This window comes from Pseudomonas sp. Pmew2 (assembly GCF_058129885.1).
In genome coordinates, this window is the sequence record NZ_CM176702.1 from 5,923,216 (window position 1) to 5,940,398 (window position 17,183).

Genomic DNA, 17,183 nt, shown 5'->3' on the forward strand with positions numbered 1-17,183 from the left:
GCCTTGGCGACCGATGCTCTCTTGAAAAACGCTGACGGTCATGGAACAATTTTAAAAGCGTACTTAGCGATATTTTTGGCATCAAGCCTTTGTCTGTTCAGCGGATGCTCGGGCTTGTCTGCCAGGTATTGGGCAAGTTTTTTCATATCCATGAATGTAAGAGCCTTGTTTACCTCTTGGCTGTAAGGCTGCGGCTTATCCGTCGGATTAACCGCTAGACCGATTACCTGCTGATCCGGATTACTCAGTGACAACTCTTCACCAAAAAGGCAGGACGTCGCGTTGTCGGGGTGATCTGCCGCATCTCTGAAACCCAACTCTTCAGATTCAGCATCTGCCTTCGAGATTGTACGCAATTGACTAAATTGTGGAGCTATATCCAAGGCTGCGCGGATATCATCCACAACTTGCTGTCGAGCCGCCGGGTCAGTTATAAAGGATGCAACTACCCTACTTACATCCGCACCCGGGTTCAGTCTACGCAAGCGTATTGCGTAAGCCACATTATCTTCATTTTCCTTCTGCGGTGGCATCACCGCCAATCTTACAGCCCTATTGAGGCGTGAGGATTGAGGCTCTGCTCCTTGCCGCATGTTCTGCTCAATCCATTCTCTTTGGCCAGACAACAACGGTGGGGAACGTAGCAGCCTCCGGCGTCCGGATTCCGCAGAAGATGCGAGCGGCGGCAATTCCGGACTGTTCGTAGTGGTCTGACGCGAAGCGAGCATGCGGTTCAGCGCAGCACTGAAGTTCAACACGGGGTGATCCACCAAGCTCAACTCCTCTGGTATAAAGGGATTAATGCCTACACTTTCTAACGCGCGCCTCAAATCTGGGGGTAGCGGTTCAAGCGACATTATATAGCGACCAAGAGAGGTGCGCAGGCGCTCCATGTCCACTCCCTCTTGAGTCAATCTGCGCAGTGCTTCGTTAGTCTGGTTGGCACTATGATTATGCCTCGCAGCACTGGCGAGGCGTGCTGATTCCAGGTCCAGGCCTTGAGGATGCCTGTCGACCGATGTTCTAGAAGCCGCCGCGCTCGAAGACGAGCTTCGGCCCGGTGTCATCAACATAGTGGACCGCCCAATTAACGAACGCTGGCTGCTTCCTGATGATGAGTCTGCGAGGCGGGCAGGCGTTGACGATTGTACCAAAGCTCTTTGTTGGCGGACCGTTTGACGAAGCCTCTGCCGGAGCTCGTTAGCGAGCACCGAGTCGCTGCTGATTCCAGTCATAGGCATGTTAGGAAAATGTTGAAGCAAGATATCCCGTTCGACTCGAGAAAAAGCTACGGCGTTGTTATCCATTACATTTCTGAGCATGGTGCGAACATTATTAAGATCAGCGCCTCCCCTGACCAACTCCTGAACGATGCGCTCTGCCTGTTGTGCCTCAGGCGACTGCCTGGCTTCTGCGGGCGGATTGGCGCCTTGGACACGGGCAGGCGTTGCCTCCAGCCATTCTCTGGTTTGCCGCGACAACGCGCTGGATCGTAGCAACCTCTGGCGTCCGGATTCCGCAGGAGATGCGGGCGGCGGCAACTCCGGACTGTTCGCCGAGCTGGCACTGCGACTGGAGTCATGTTCGCGCTCAGTTACTGGCTCGCCGTCTGTGCGCCACTGCCAAAAAAAATTTGATGGTCCTGCTCCGTTGATACCCGGCATATAGACTCTCCACTCCTGATCTCATGGTTGCGAACTGTTCCGGCTTCGGCAATTGGACATGAGTTGGCGATCGGACATAAATGGTTCCACTACTGATGCATATGGGGTCGATAGAGAAAACGGACAAAACCGTACTACAAGGGCTTCCCCATTGAGCACAAGCCCAATAGTTTCTGTTTGACTCCGCTGCATGTGCCGGACCTTCGGAAAGAAGGTGAAGGACTGCGGTACTACAAACGGTCATCTTGAGCTGATCGCTCGGACCCTGATGAAAGACGCACGTGAGGGCCTCGTTCGCTAATTGGGACTGAATTTCCCATACGATTTTTCAGGTATCCCTCACGCAGGTCCAACCCGCTTCACATCAACGACGGCAGTGCACATTGATCCTTTTATCCGCTCATGATCCTCGCCCTAACGCCTTACAAGGTGATCAGTCATGACCTCTGGTGTTTACGGGGGGAGTAGAGAAAACGGACAAAATCGTACGCTAAGCATTCTACCTGTCAGTTGAAACCATAAAGATAGACGCCTCGGCGTCAGAAAATGCAGAAAACGGCCCTAGTCTCACGCGGTGCCAGTGAGTAGCCTGACGCCGGATTGAGGTGTGCTTCAATCGGACACATTCCAGGTTGCGCGAAGGCATGCCTCCTGTCGGCAGTGCTTAACGTACGATTTTTCCCGAATTCTGCGGGCTCCCCTTGTTGATCGCGTCGTTCAGCACCTTGGCTGGAACGAGCTTAACGACTTTCTTGGCAGCGATTTCGATAGCGGCGCTAGGGTCTGTTCCCGTTTCGACGTAACCCATTGATCTCTATGAGAACAGGCCCGTATTGTTGGAGTTCTCACACAACACCAATACGAGCCTGCAATGCCCCGATTAATGCTCAGTGATGAGCACTGGCCGAAGCTTCGAGAAATTTTGCTGCACGAATCGATCTACAACAAGCGAGATTTGCGCACCACGGTTGAAGGCATGCTGTACCGCATGCGTGTGGGTTGCCCTTGGCGAGACCTGCCGAAAGCGTTTGGAAACTGGAGCAAGGTCTACAAGCGGTTCAATGCCTGGTCTGCTTCAGGCAAGTGGGTCAAGGTGCTTGAGGTGCTGATGACCGATCCTGACATGGAGTGGGTTTTCATTGATGGCAGTTATGTAAAGGCTCATCAGCACAGTGCAGGTGCTGCCAGCACGCAGGACCAGGCCATCGGAAAAAGCCGAGCCGGTAACACCAGCAAGATTCACCTGGCTGTAGACGCTTGTGGGCTGCCCATTGCATTTGACGTGACCGGAGGCCAGACCAATGATTGTTCGCAGGCGGCCTCGTTGATTGCCAAGATGCCCAATGCAGAAGTGATCATTGCGGACAAGGGCTACGACACTGAAGCGATACGCGCTCAGGTCGAGCAGCAAGGCAGCAAAGTGGTGATTCCACGAAAGCGCAATTCTCTGAAAGGGAACGCAGATCTGGACAAAGGGTTATATCGCAATCGACATCTCGTAGAAAACGCCTTTGCCCGGTTGAAGCATTTCCGGGCGGCGGCTTCTCGGTTCGACAAACTCAAGAGAAACTATGAAAGCGTCATAGCAATGGCCTGCGCTTTTCTGTGGCTGCCAATGTGAAACGGGAACAGACCCTAGGTTATCAAGCAAGTTTAAAAGTATTTGAAATCAAGGAATCAGGATCGAAGTATGGACTTGGGAAATCAAATCTTGGATGTGATAGGTGTAGGTTTCGGCCCATCCAATCTGGCCTTTGCCGTAGCGGTCGAAGAACGTCAGTGTTCGGTATCTCGTCCCTTGAGCACTTTATTTCTAGAAAAGCAGGATAATTTTGTATGGCACCAGGACATGCTTTTGCCTGGAAGCAAGATGCAAATCAGCTTTCTTAAAGATTTGGTCACGCTTAGGAATCCGCATAGTCGGCATACCTTTATCAGTTATTTGCACGAGAAAGGCGGCTCTCGGAGTTCATAAATCTGCAGACGTTCTTTCCCAGTAGAATAGAGTTCAATGACTACCTGGCGTGGGTCGCGTCGCGGGTGGATGTTCCGGTTCACTACGGCCAGGAGGTCGTAGCGATAGAGCCTGAGGCTGGCGGAGTCATTAAGGTTGTGACACGCAATGCTCAAAGTACATTCTATTATCGCGCACGCAATGTTGTTATCGGTGTGGGCGGGCGTGGTCGAGTGCCCCCCGCGTTCACTGATTTCGTCGGAGAATCCAATGTTTACCATTCGTCCCGATATTTGCAAGCTATCGAAAAGTTTCCTGCGATCAGCAGAGTTGCGGTGGTCGGAGCAGGTCAGAGTTCTGCTGAGCTATTTGTTGACTTAACGCAGCGTTATCCAGAAGCCAGTGTTGATTTGTTCTGCAGAGGTCAGGCGCTTCGCGTCGCAGATGACAGTCCTTTCGTCAATGAAATTTTTGACCCGCTGTTTGTCGACGAAATGTATGGGCGATCTCAGCACGACCGAAAGGCGTTCCTTGAAGCGTTTGCCTCAACCAATTACTCAGTAGCAGACAAGGATGTCATCGAACGCATGTACGAGCATATTTACCAGCAGCGCGTGGTGGGGCACAGCAGGCACTCAGTTCATCTTTCGACCCGGATCGAATCGGTGCGAACGCTTGGGGAGACGATTGTACTGGACCTAGAGCTTCACTCCGCAATGGGAGGTCGGAGATGGGAGGGCCAATACGATGCCGTTTTCCTGGCAACAGGCTACGAGCGCTCTTCTTACCTCTCATTGTTGGAATCTTTCCAGTTGCAAGGTCCTGCGGTTATTTCCCGACAATATCGCCTTAACTTTCCCAAGCATCCTGATTGCAATGTCTATCTGCAGGGAGGCTGTGAGGCCTCTCATGGGCTGAGTGACACTCTACTGTCGATATTGCCTGCTCGCTCGGCTGAGATCCTCGATGATATTGCGCACTATGACGCAGCGCGTGTACATGAAGTCATCTGACAAGGACGTTTTCACAATGCCGCAGCAAAGTTTGGTACATGAATACGATGAGCCATTGATTCATTCATGGAACGATACGACAACTGATTACCCGGCCGACGTGAGCATGGCTGGACTTTTCGAGGCGCAGGTCAATCGTAGCCCCAATGCTGCGGCATTGATCTGTGGTGCCGATTGCTTGAGCTACACCCAGCTCAACGAGCGGGCGAATCAGCTGGCTTATGCACTGCGAGCACGCGGAGCAGGGGGCGGAAGCTTGGTTGGAGTGCACCTGGAGCGCTCTGTAGACCTGGTCGTGGGCGTGCTGGGCGTGCTCAAGGCAGGTGCAGCGTATGTTGCACTCGACCCCGAGCTTCCATTGCAGCGATTGAACCTGATACTGAAGGATTGTGCTGCCGCCTTGGTGCTTTGCCACGATCGGGCGCAGAGTCAACTGGACGTTGAACCGTCAACCTTGTTTGTGCTTGATGAAGCGCGCAGTGCTTTGTCAGCGTTGCCCATGAACAATCCGGGTACTTTGGCCGGCTGTAGCGATTTGGCTTACGTCATGTACACATCGGGTTCGACGGGAGCACCCAAGGGAGTGATGGTCGAGCATCGTGGCTGGATCAACTTCGTTGACTGGATTCACAAACAGATCGGTTTGGGCGCGGAAGATCGTTTGTTGGTCAAGGCACCTATCGGGTTCGATATTTCGGCATTGGAAATGCTCTGGCCCCTGGTCGCGGGGGCGACGGCAGTGATGGCCCCGCCGGGCATGCAACGTGACCCACAATATCTGCTTGAAGCAATCGTCCGGGAGCAGATATCGGTGGTTCAACTGACGCCTTCGATGTTGCAGGTGATGATTAACCAGCCCGGATGGTGCAATGCGAAAGCACTGCGTCACGTAATTTGTGGCGGCGATGCGATGTCCGGTGATCTGGCGCAGGGCTTTTTCGCCAGTGGCACACGCAGTGAACTGAGCAACTTCTATGGTCCGACGGAAGCGTCGATCGGGGTCTGCCGCTGGCTCTGCCAACCCGGCGACAAGCGTAGCGTGATTCCGATTGGCGCCCCGATGCAGAACATGCAGCTGCACATTCTTGATGCGAGCGGTCAACCGCAGCCGGTGGGGGTCGTCGGGGAGCTGCACATCGCGGGGGCCGGGCTGGCCCGTGGTTACTTGGGACAGCCTGAATTGACTCGTCAGATGTTTGTGGATAACCCGTGGGGAGAACCGGGCTCACGGCTTTATCGTACGGGTGATCTGGCACGTTGGACGGCGCAAGGGGTTGTCGAGTTCGTGGGACGGGCCGACCAGCAACTCAAGCTGCGTGGTCAGCGTCTTGAGCCCGGGGAGATTGAACATCACCTGCTGCGTTGCGCCGGAGTCAGTCAGGCCGCGGTCGTATTGCGTGAAGACGAGCCGGGTGATTCGCGGTTGGTGGCCTATGTGGTGGGGGCCCAGGCAAGCGTGGCTGACATGCGTCGCCAGTTGGGGCGCTATCTGCCGGGCTATATGGTGCCGAGTGCCATTGTCATGCTGGAGCAGTTGCCCCTGACCGTCAACGGCAAGCTGGATCAGCGGCGCTTGCCCAAACCGGATGCGCAATCATTGTGCCTGCAGGTGTATGAGGCCCCTGAGGGCGAGATGGAGCGAGCGCTGGCAACGCTATGGCAGACGGTGCTGAAAGTGGACAAGGTCGGTCGCCATGACAACTTTTTCGAGTTGGGTGGACACTCGTTGCTGGCTATCAATCTAGCCAATGAGCTCAATGCCAAGTTCAACGCCGATGTGCGTTTCTCGCAGATCTTCGAACACCCTACGGTCGCCGCACTGGCTGAACAGATTGACCTGTTGACTGGCGCGAACACGCAAGCTTTGGTGATTTCCGATCCGCAGCAGATTGTGCAGGGCCCATTGTCTTCTTCCCAGCAGCAGATATGGATGACTGAGCGCTTTGGCGTCGCTCCAGGCCTGTACAACATACCTTTGCAACTGATCCTAGACGGACGCATTCAAGCAGCATTGCTTGTCCTGATCGAGCGACACCCGATCCTGCGGACTCAGTATCGGGAGAGGGGTGGTCACGCCTGGCAGCACATCCTGCCCATGGATCAGGTCGGTACACTATTGTTAGTGGCCATGCATGAAGTTATCGATGAGGGCGCGGCCCAGGTCTGGCTGGTAAACCAGGCGCTACAGGCATTCGATCTTGAGCGCCAGTTGATGGTTCGATGCAGTCTGGTACGAGTGGTCGATCAACATCGTCTGTTGTTGACCTTCCATCACATCGCCGTGGATGAACATTCTGTGCAGATTCTGCTGCATGAATTCGTTCAGATATATGCGGCGAAGCTGAACGGTACCACCCTCGCTCTCGACGCTTTGCCAGTGCGTTACCTGGACTATGCCAATTGGGAGCGGGATGTTCTGGTCGGGGAGGTTGTGCAGCAACGGCAGGCATATTGGATGGTGCGGTTGGCGCATCTACCTCCGGTTCATGCATTGCCGACGGATCGACCTCGTTTGAACGCCCTGGATCATGGCGGACGGACCTTGAGTTGTGAACTGTCCGATGTCCTTGGCGATCGGCTGCGACACTTGGCAATGAGCAATGGCACAACATTGACGATATTGCTGCAGACGGCATTTGCGCTATTGCTGGCGCGTTATGGTGGCAGCGAGGATGTAGTTATTGGTGTGCCATCGTCTTCGCGTTCGCGCAAAGAGTTCGAAGGGGTCGTCGGTTATTTCGTCAACCCGGTGGCATTGCGTTTCGATTGCGCCGCGCAGCAAACTTTTATCGATTTTCTGGCGGTGTCGCGCCAGCGCATCCTGCAGGATTACAACCAGCCCTTGCCGTTTGATCAGGTGGTGGAGTTGCTCAATCCGGCTCGAGAACCGGGCCGGCATCCTTTGTTTCAGATCATGCTGGCCGAAGCGCCACAGATGCCAGTCATTGAGATATCGAATGTCATGACCTGCGTGCAGGAGCTGAAGTTGCCTGGGGCTAAGTTCGACCTTGTGGTGGGCTATTGTCAGTTATCTTATGGGATACGATTTGACTGGAATTACTCGAGTGATCTGTTCGATGAGGCCACGGTCCAGCGTCTGGCGAATTCGTTTACCACCCTGTTGGTTGCCATTGTGGATGATCCATGTCAGCGGCTGAATACGCTTGATCTGGTGGCGAATGAAGACAGGCTTTTTGTGCAAGCGCTCAACGATACGGCGACGGATTATCCAGCCGACGTGAGCATGTCAGCACTTTTCGAGGCGCAGGTCGAGCGTAGCCCGAATGCCGTAGCGCTGATATGTGGTGCCGAGTGCTTGAGCTACAGTCAGCTCAACGAGCGGGCGAATCAGCTGGCTTATGCACTGCAAGCACGCGGAGCAGGGGTGGGGAGCCTGGTTGGAGTGCTCCTGGAACGCTCTGTGGATCTGGTCGTCGGCGTACTGGGCGTGCTCAAGGCAGGTGCAGCGTATGTTGCACTCGACCCCGAGCTTCCATTGCAGCGATTGAACCTGATACTGAAGGATTGTGCTGCCGCCTTGGTGCTTTGCCACGATCGGGCGCAGAGCCAACTGGACGTTGAACCGTCAACCTTGTTTGTGCTTGATGAAGCGCGCAGTGCTTTGTCAGCGTTGCCCATGAACAATCCGGGTACTTTGGCCGGCTGTAGCGATTTGGCTTACGTCATGTACACATCGGGTTCGACGGGAGCACCCAAGGGAGTGATGGTCGAGCATCGTGGCTGGATCAACTTCGTTGACTGGATTCACAAACAGATCGGTTTGGGCGCGGAAGATCGTTTGTTGGTCAAGGCACCTATCGGGTTCGATATTTCGGCATTGGAAATGCTCTGGCCCCTGGTCGCGGGGGCGACGGCAGTGATGGCCCCGCCGGGCATGCAACGTGACCCGCAATATCTGCTTGAAGCAATCGTCCGGGAGCAGATATCGGTGGTTCAACTGACGCCTTCGATGTTGCAGGTGATGATTAACCAGCCCGGATGGTGCAATGCGAAAGCACTGCGTCACGTAATTTGTGGCGGCGATGCGATGTCCGGTGATCTGGCGCAGGGCTTTTTCGCCAGTGGCACACGCAGTGAACTGAGCAACTTCTATGGTCCGACGGAAGCGTCGATCGGGGTCTGCCGCTGGCTCTGCCAACCCGGCGACAAGCGTAGCGTGATTCCGATTGGCGCCCCGATGCAGAACATGCAGCTGCACATTCTTGATGCGAGCGGTCAACCGCAGCCGGTGGGGGTCGTCGGGGAGCTGCACATCGCGGGGGTCGGGCTGGCCCGTGGTTACTTGGGACAGCCTGAATTGACTCGTCAGATGTTTGTGGATAACCCGTGGGGAGAACCGGGCTCACGGCTTTATCGTACGGGTGATCTGGCACGTTGGACGGCGCAAGGGGTTGTCGAGTTCGTGGGACGGGCCGACCAGCAACTCAAGCTGCGTGGTCAGCGTCTTGAGCCCGGGGAGATTGAACATCACCTGCTGCGTTGGCCGGGGTAATCTGAACCGCGCTTATAACTTGTTGAATTTAGTGGATTTATATTTTTTAATATTTTCTTTGGAATACCCTTTGGAATACTGAGTCCTTTAGTGACGCCCTGAGCCTTGATCATCTATTCCGATGCCATTCACCTGGTCCGATCGAAGCATATGCCCCTTTCGATACCCATTCACACCTATGTACACCTAGCCCACCCTTGCGGCTCTACCAGTCATGATCGTGCTTGAGAAATAGTCTCTGGATGGTCAGCCCTATTTATCGTATTGCTGCGGATGGTAATCTGAGGGGTCTGTACCTAGGTGATTCAGGTGCCTCCTCCCAAGGACCTAGATTGGTGGGCTGAAAGTCGTCCCGTTACGGGGGCGGTAGATAACGAGGAAACGGAATGACCTCCGGCGAGACCCACCTTCAAAGCAAAGCGAATCCACAGCAACTTGAAGCGATCCTGGCCACCGATGGCCCGGTGCTCATCATTGCCGGTCCGGGATCTGGTAAGACCTTCACTCTAGTAGAACGCATTGTCTACCTGATCACACAAAAAGGGGTATCACCAGAGTCTTTACTCGTAGTGACCTTCACTGACAAAGCTGCGCGGGAACTGACCACTCGTATCTCGAATCGTCTCGCCGAACTCGGCATCCGTTTCAATTTGAATGAAATGTACCTCGGTACCTTCCATTCTGTCTGTCTACGGATATTAGAGGACTTCCGCGAGTTCACACGGCTCAAACGCAGCTTCACGCTACTCGATCAGTTCGATCAGCAATACTTTATCTACCAGCACATCAAGGATTTCCGTGTGCTGGCTGACTCTCATCTCATCATGGGGATCGATCAATCGGGCCGCTGGGCACAGTCAGAGAGCCTGCTCAAGTGGCTTAACAAAGTCGGCGAAGAAGCCCTCGACCTCACGACGCTGTCGGCGGCTTCTGAAGTGGAGATCCGTGCGCTGGTCACGTGCTTCCTCAAGTATCAGGAGCTGTTGCATGCAAACAACTCTCTCGACTTCTCTGGTATCCAGTTCGAGGCGCTGCAATTGCTTGAAAAGCATCCGGAAGTGGCGGCGCAATTGCGCAAGAAACTGACTTACCTGATGGTGGACGAGTACCAGGACACCAACACCATTCAGGAGCGTATCCTCCTGATACTGGCGGGTGAGAAGCGCAACCTATGCGTTGTGGGTGATGATGATCAAGGTCTGTATCGCTTTCGTGGGGCGACCATTCGCAACATCCTAGAGTTTCCGTCGCTCTTTGATGAGGGGCAATGCAAGCAGGTTGCCCTTACTGTCAACTACCGCTCGCATCCAGACATCATCCGCTTTTACAACGAGTGGATGCGCGAGCAGACGTGGGACGACGGCACGCATACCTTCCGCTTCGCCAAGCAAATCGTTCCCCGTGAGGACGACTTCCCCGACGTGCCTACGGTGGTACGACTTGCTGCCGCTGACGGCAATGACGAAAACCACAATTGGCACGCCGAAATGTTGTCCTTCCTAAACAACATGAAGGCTACGGGCAAGCTGACGGACTGGAATCAGATCGCTTTTCTATTTCGCTCGGTGAAGAGCGAAAAGGCGGTCGCGCTCGCGCGCTTTCTCGAAACCCAAGGTGTGCCCGTGTTCTCGCCGCGCTCAAACATGTTTTTCGCGCGTGAAGAAATCCGCCTAATGATCGGCGCGCTGATCTTTCTGTTTCCGCAGTTCCCCAAGGTGCGGGCGTGGGCAGAAGGTATCACTCTACCAATCTGGGAATACTACGATCGACAGTGTTTCGCAGCCTTTATCACGGAACTGCGAAAGCCGGAGAATAAGCCTCTGTTGGATTGGGCTCGCCCGTTGGCCAAACGCCATGCGGCGTTGACCCAGAACACCGACTATGCATTCTCTGGCCTGTTTTATCAGCTGCTCCAGTTCCCCCTATTTGCACACTTTCTCTCCGAAGATGCAGTTCGAGGGGTGGATAAAGGCCGCTCAGCGCGCAACCTCGGTACATTTTCCAAGCTGCTCATGAAGTTTGAGTACCTACATTTCGTCAGTGTGCTCAACCCGGAATGGCTGGAGAAGAACATCCGTGACTTGTTCAACCAGTTTCTACGCTTTCTGGTGGATGGAGGTATTGGCGAGTATGAGGACGAGACAGAGTACGCGCCTAAGGGCTGCGTATCTTTCCTCACTATTCATCAATCCAAGGGGCTGGAGTTCCCTGTGGTGATCTGCGGATCCCTGGAGGCGGTGCCACGGAAGCAATACAGCGCGCTAGATGTGCTGCTAGAAGACGGAGGTTACCTCTCGAAGAAACGTTTTGAACCTCTCGATCACATCAAAAACTTTGATTTTTGGAGGCTGTTTTATACCGCATTCTCCCGCGCGCAGAATCTGCTGGTGTTGGCGACTCAAGAAAAGCAAGGGCACGGTAAATCTCCGTCCAAATATTTCGAGCGGTTGTTCTACGAGCTGCCAAGCTGGCGTGATGTTGATCTCGAGTCCCTCAGCTACGAGGAGGTCAAGCAGATTAGTCTCAAGCGCGAGTACTCGTTCACCTCTCACATCACCGTGTTCGAAAACTGCGCCGAACAGTATCGCTTCTTCAAGGAACTGGAGTTCGCGCCAATCCGTGAAAGCCCGATGCTGTTCGGTACACTTGTCCATCAAACTATCGAAGACATCCACAAAACTGTTTTGCGTGGCGAAGAAAGTACGTTATCTCGAGAGCGCGTTGCCTCCTGGTTCTCGGGAAATTATGCCCAGATTTCGAAGAAGGAACGCGTATACCTGGCCCCTAGCTCGCAGCAGGCGGCATTGTTGCATGTGATGCGCTACTTCGAGCGTGAAAGCGGAAATTGGGATCGCATCAAGGAGGCCGAGGTCGAGATTTCGCTAGTGAAGGATAATTACATCCTTAAAGGCAGCGTCGACCTCATTCGGGGAGAGCATGACACGGTTGAAATTATCGATTTCAAGTCGGAGAAAAAGCCCGACATGGAAAAGGATCGGAGCCGCCTCCAGCAGTACCGGCACCAGTTGGAGGTCTATGCCCACCTGGTGGAGGAGCGCACCGGCCAGAAGGTGAGTCGGATGCATCTCTATTACACAGGTGAGGACGGAGGCAACCCCTACGTTTCTTTCAGCAAGGACGACCGCTCCATTGGAAAGACCATCGCGCAGTTCGACGACATCGTTGCGCGCATCGAGCATCAGGACTACCGCATCGCTATGCGTCCTGCCAAGCTCTGCCAGAGCTGTGACATGCGCGCCTACTGCGACACCAAGAATTGGAAATTCAGGAACAACGACTAGTGACTAAAAATATTACTCCAGAGCAGCAGAGTTTGCAGATGTCTGCACCTGATGACGGATCCATCAACGTCGAGAAGTATCAGTTCGAGCCTATCAAGGGCTATCCGATGCTCAACTGGCGCGGTAAACGCCCGTTCTCTTCTACTCAGTACTACCCTGCGCAGTTGAAAGAAATTCACGGCGAAGAGGTAGACGGGTGGCGCAACAAGGTTTACTGGGGCGATAACCTTCAGGTGATGAGTCATCTGCTCAAGGAATACCGAGGCAAGGTGGATCTGATCTATATCGACCCGCCTTTCGACTCAAAAGCAGATTACAAAAAATCAATTCAACTGAAGTCCGAGAAGGCCGTCGGCGACCAGTCCTCATTCGAGGAAAAGCAATACACTGACATTTGGAACAACGATGAGTATCTCCAATTTCTCTATGAGCGGCTGGTTCTATTGCGGGAGCTTCTTTCAGAAACGGGAGCAATTTTCGTTCATGTTGGAACCGGAGTAACCCATTTTGTACGCTGCATCCTCGAGGAAATCTTCGGCAAGGAGCGCTTCGTAAACGAGATAATTTGGCGCAAGGCTTTTGCGCATAACGATCCGGGGCGATGCGGAAGCATTCACGACACTATTTATTACTTTTCCAAGTCTCCGGATCGCACGTGGAACAAAGTACTTCAAAAAATTGATAAGGAGTACGTCGAAACATTTTTCGATTCGTTCGATACGGAGCGAAATGAGCGATACAACCGGCTCCCGATGGATGCGCCCCGTCACGGCGACGGGGGAAACCTGGTATATGAGTGGAAGGGTGTCTGGCCATCAGCAGGGCGTACATGGGCAACGACCAAGGCCAAAATGGAAGCTTATGACCGTGAGGGGCGCATCCATTATCCGAAGTCGGGGGGGGGTTCCTCGTCTTAAGCGCTATGAGAGCGAGCATGAAGGGACGGTAATTCAGGATCTATGGATAGATATCAACAAGCTGCACAACTTAGCTGTCGAGGCAGTGGGATACCCAACACAGAAGCCTGAATCATTAGTTGAGCGGATTGTTCGGGCTGCTTCGAATCCCGGTGACTTGGTACTTGACTGTTTCATGGGGTCAGGTACGACCCAAGCTGCAGCTATGAAGCTTGGACGTCGATTTATTGGGGTAGACATTAATTTAGGATCCATTCAGACAACAACCAAACGTCTCATCACTGTTGCTAATGGCCTGCGTCAGAAGTCGCTTGATCCCGAAACTAAATATTTCACAGGGTTTGAGACCTATAACGTCAATCACTACGACATCTTCCGAAATCCAGTTCAGGCCAAAGAACTTCTGATCGAGGCATTGGAGGTGCAGAAGTTGCAGTTCAGTACCGTTTTCGACGGTGAAAAAGACGGGTTTATGGTCAAGATCATGCCCGTCAACCGTATCGCCAATCGTGCGGATTTGAATGAGCTAATTGCGGGATTCGATTACAAAGCCTGGGAGCGAAAGCAAAACGAAAGTCCGAATCGACCGGTCGAGAAAATAACGCTCGTCTGCATGGGGCACGAGCGGGACTTAGCCGCTCAACTAGAAATAGCCGCAAAGCCCTTCAAGATCGAAGTGGAGGTGGTGGATATACTACGTGATAAGGCTAACCTAGAGTTCAAACGTGATTCGCAGGCACAGATCGCCTTAAAAGGGGGGGAACTGATCCTTGAGAAGTTCTATCCAATGAATCTGTTGCAGAAGCTCTCGCTGCAGAAAGAGTCTGTGGTCGATTGGAAAGAGCTGGCAGAGTCAGTACTAATTGACTGGAACTACGACGGTGCGGTGTTGCAGCCAACGGTGGTAGACGTTCCGGGCAAGAACGAGCTAGTTAAGGGGTCTTATAAAGTGCCGGAGGACGCAGGCACCATTCGCGTGAAGATCACCGATCTACTTTCGGAGTCTTGGGAAGGGAGCATCAGTCATGGCGGTTAAGCGTGCAGTTAAGACTGTGAGCGCGTCATTAGACTTCGCTTTCTTTCAGTTTCTATGGCAGTTCTACCAAGCCAACCGCGGTGTCGTCCGCCAGAACTATAAAGAGCTCACTCGTAAGTTTCTCGATTTTAATAATCCGGAAAGAAATCCTAAAGCTTTTTTGCGACAGCCACAGTTCGAGGCACTAGAAATCTACGTTTTCCTCAAGGAATTCTTAGGTAACGCCAAGGTCGAGGAAATTTTTCAACAGTGGTTCCAAAAGCAAGGCCGTTTTGCAGATCGCACAGAGGGCGGGGTTGCGACCGGTAACTCAGGACAAGTGGGACTTTTCGACAAGATTACTCAAGATCAGTATAAGTCCGTTTTCACGGCAATGCGGAAGAACTCCCGTGTCTACCCGAATTATATATTCGCGCTGACGATGGGTACTGGCAAAACAATTTTGATGGCGACCTGCATCTTTTATGAGTTTTTGCTGGGTAACAAGTTTGAAAAAGATGCGCGCTATTGCCACAACGCTCTAGTGTTTGCACCGGATAAGACTGTTCTTCAATCTTTGAAGGAGATTGAGTCCTTCGACCTCACTCGAGTGGTACCGCCAGAATATGTAAATTTCCTGACCATGCATTTGCGATTCCACTATCTTGAAGAGGCCGGCTCATCTCTAGATACTCTGGACCGTTCGCGATTCAACATAATTGTCTCGAATACGCAAAAGATTATCCTTAAGCGCAAGCACAAGGAAAAGAACTCTGTCGATAAGTTGTTTGGCAAAACCGGTGAAACTCTGGCTGCTACGGGTGTTTACGCTGATGCTGCAGACTTATACAATTTTGATCAGCCTGAGGAAGAAGGCGAACTCACCACTAACCAGCGTTTTGAGAAGCTACGTCGACTGGAGCAACTCGGGATTTATGTGGATGAGGCACACCACGCCTTTGGCAAGGCGCTCGCTAAGGATATGGGTGTTGGGGCCAAAGAAGCCGACACCAGCCTGCGCACTACTATTGACATACTCGCAGCCAGCCTTAATGCAGCAGGCACGAGGGTCGTTGCTTGTTACAACTATACTGGTACTCCTTACGTCGGGAACGAGGTACTTCCCGAGGTGGTATACGCGTATGGTCTGAAAGAGGCCGTCGACAAAGGCTACCTCAAGAAAGTGATGCTGCATGGCTATGCGAATACTCGCACGGACGAGTTTGTAGGCATCGCCATAGAAGCTTTCCTTAGGGAGACAGTTGATCTCCGCCCAGAGGGCCTATTGCCTAAGCTGGCCTTTTTTGCAGCGACCGTCGATGAGCTGACTAGCGAGTTAAAGCCTGCTGTCGAACGCGCGTTGCTGAAACACGGTATTCCGACTTCGCGTATTCTGATCAACGTTGGTGACAATAAGCTAACTAACAACGACGATATTCGCGAGTTTAACCGGCTCGATACTGAAAGCTCCGAAAAGCAGTTTATCCTTTTAGTGAATAAAGGGCGGGAGGGTTGGAACTGTCGTTCGTTATTTGGTGTAGGACTATTTCGGGCACCTAAGTCGAAGGTGTTTGTATTGCAAGCGACGATGCGCTGTTTGCGCTCTATTGGCGAAGCTCAGCACACCGGACATGTTTTCTTATCTAAAGAAAACCTAAACATCCTGAATGACGAGTTGCAGCAGAATTTCCGAATCAGCGCCGATGAGTTGCAAAAGACAGGTAGTGACAAAGAGAGGGTAGAAGTGCGCGTGACTGAACCGCCGGTAAAAATAAAACTGGTGCGCGTTCGAAAGCAGTTTCAAGTTAGGGAGAAAAAATTAATCCCCGGTCAAGCATTGGGCCTAGATCGTGGCGATAAGGAAGGCTGGAATACACTCATTGAAAAGTACCGGTTGATCGAGACGCAGCAGGATGGTTTGACTGCCGCCGATGCTGCTCGTGCGTCGGGTAGCCGCACCTTTGACCTGACGGTACGCCGCGAGAAGCGCACTTTCTCGTCCATCACTCTGGTAGCTGAGGTGTCGCGTTATCTAAATCGTAGCCCGTTGGAGATCGAGGAACTGCTAGGCTCGACCAAAGAAGGCACTGACGAGTTGGTAGTTATGACCAACCATTTCAACGAGCTTCTTTATGACGAAATCATTCCCCGTCTGTTTCGACTACTTTACGATCTGGATGAAACCCAGGAAACGGAGGAGCGGGAGATTGATCTAATTAAAGTGCCGATCAGTGGCTACTACGAAATGACTGCAGCTAAGGATAAGATCGTGCGGCGTGAGGATCCAAAAATTAGCGAAGTCGAACGTGCCAAAAGCTTCCACCTCGATACTTATTGCTTCGACTCTGGGTCGGAAAACTGGCTATTTTGGGACCTCTTACGTGAGCAGCGTGTGAAGAAGCTCTACTTCACCGGGATGCTGACCCACGGGCAATCCGATTTTTTCATTCAGTACATCGATCCCGATTCGCGTACGGTCCGCAGCTACTACCCGGATTTTATCTTTCAGCGAGAGGAGCCGGACGGCAGCCTTAAATACGTGATCGTCGAGGTAAAGGCTGACTACCAAATCGAGGACGCCGTGGTGCAGGCGAAGAAAGATTTCGCCCAGCAGATCGCAGTCGCTAGCGGAATGGAATACCGCATTCTGAAGTCATCGGATGCGGACAAGCGCCACTTCAGGGCGTTGCTGTAGTCACAGACGGCTAACAAGCAGATACGCTGACCTAGAGCTACCATACGAGGTCCTAGGTCAGCGTTTTCTCCCATGGTGCAGGTATCAGGCTGTCCTTGCGCGACGGTCAG

At 52.9% G+C, this 17,183-nt stretch carries 7 protein-coding genes and 3 pseudogenes; 8 read left to right on the top strand and 2 right to left on the bottom strand.

Features of this window, described 5'->3' with window-relative positions; all coding sequences use genetic code 11:
* Window positions 1-38: 38 nt before the first annotated feature.
* A complete protein-coding gene (gene hopAB1, locus AC4ANK_RS27400) occupies window positions 39-1,664 on the bottom strand; it encodes a type III secretion system effector protein HopAB1 (protein WP_057425337.1) in 1,626 nt (541 codons plus the stop codon).
* 664 nt (window positions 1,665-2,328) lie between these two features.
* A pseudogene (locus tag AC4ANK_RS27405) lies at window positions 2,329-2,457 on the bottom strand (HU family DNA-binding protein); the annotation flags it as partial.
* A 78-nt stretch (window positions 2,458-2,535) separates the two neighbouring features.
* On the opposite strand from AC4ANK_RS27405, the gene AC4ANK_RS27410 reads away from it, so the two are divergent.
* The 8 genes and pseudogenes from AC4ANK_RS27410 to AC4ANK_RS27445 all read left to right on the top strand — a co-directional run bounded on the left by AC4ANK_RS27410 (window position 2,536) and on the right by AC4ANK_RS27445 (window position 17,073).
* On the top strand, window positions 2,536-3,285 hold the full coding sequence (locus tag AC4ANK_RS27410; RefSeq protein ID WP_460382697.1) for an IS5 family transposase: 750 nt from the start codon (window positions 2,536-2,538) through the stop codon (window positions 3,283-3,285).
* Window positions 3,286-3,354: 69 nt separating this feature from the next.
* Window positions 3,355-4,631 (top strand): annotated as a pseudogene (locus tag AC4ANK_RS27415) (lysine N(6)-hydroxylase/L-ornithine N(5)-oxygenase family protein).
* A gap of 106 nt (window positions 4,632-4,737) precedes the next feature.
* A complete protein-coding gene (locus AC4ANK_RS27420) occupies window positions 4,738-9,144 on the top strand; it encodes an amino acid adenylation domain-containing protein (RefSeq protein WP_489980875.1) in 4,407 nt (1,468 codons plus the stop codon).
* A gap of 386 nt (window positions 9,145-9,530) precedes the next feature.
* Window positions 9,531-12,446, top strand: coding sequence for an ATP-dependent helicase (locus AC4ANK_RS27425; RefSeq protein WP_460383784.1), 2,916 nt, complete (start codon window positions 9,531-9,533; stop codon window positions 12,444-12,446).
* Complete coding sequence (locus AC4ANK_RS27430; protein WP_460383786.1) at window positions 12,446-13,363, top strand: DNA methyltransferase; 918 nt, start codon at window positions 12,446-12,448, stop codon at window positions 13,361-13,363. Before AC4ANK_RS27425 ends, AC4ANK_RS27430 begins: the two co-directional genes overlap by 1 nt.
* A pseudogene (locus AC4ANK_RS27435) lies at window positions 13,308-13,565 on the top strand (DNA methyltransferase); the annotation flags it as partial. The gene AC4ANK_RS27430 and the pseudogene AC4ANK_RS27435, both read left to right, overlap by 56 nt.
* A 3-nt stretch (window positions 13,566-13,568) precedes the next feature.
* The gene (locus AC4ANK_RS27440; protein ID WP_460385235.1) at window positions 13,569-14,399 is read left to right on the top strand and encodes a hypothetical protein; all 831 of its coding nucleotides are present in this window, start codon (window positions 13,569-13,571) and stop codon (window positions 14,397-14,399) included.
* Window positions 14,389-17,073, top strand: coding sequence for a TnsA endonuclease N-terminal domain-containing protein (locus tag AC4ANK_RS27445; protein ID WP_460383379.1), 2,685 nt, complete (start codon window positions 14,389-14,391; stop codon window positions 17,071-17,073). Before AC4ANK_RS27440 ends, AC4ANK_RS27445 begins: the two co-directional genes overlap by 11 nt.
* Window positions 17,074-17,183 lie beyond the last annotated feature (110 nt).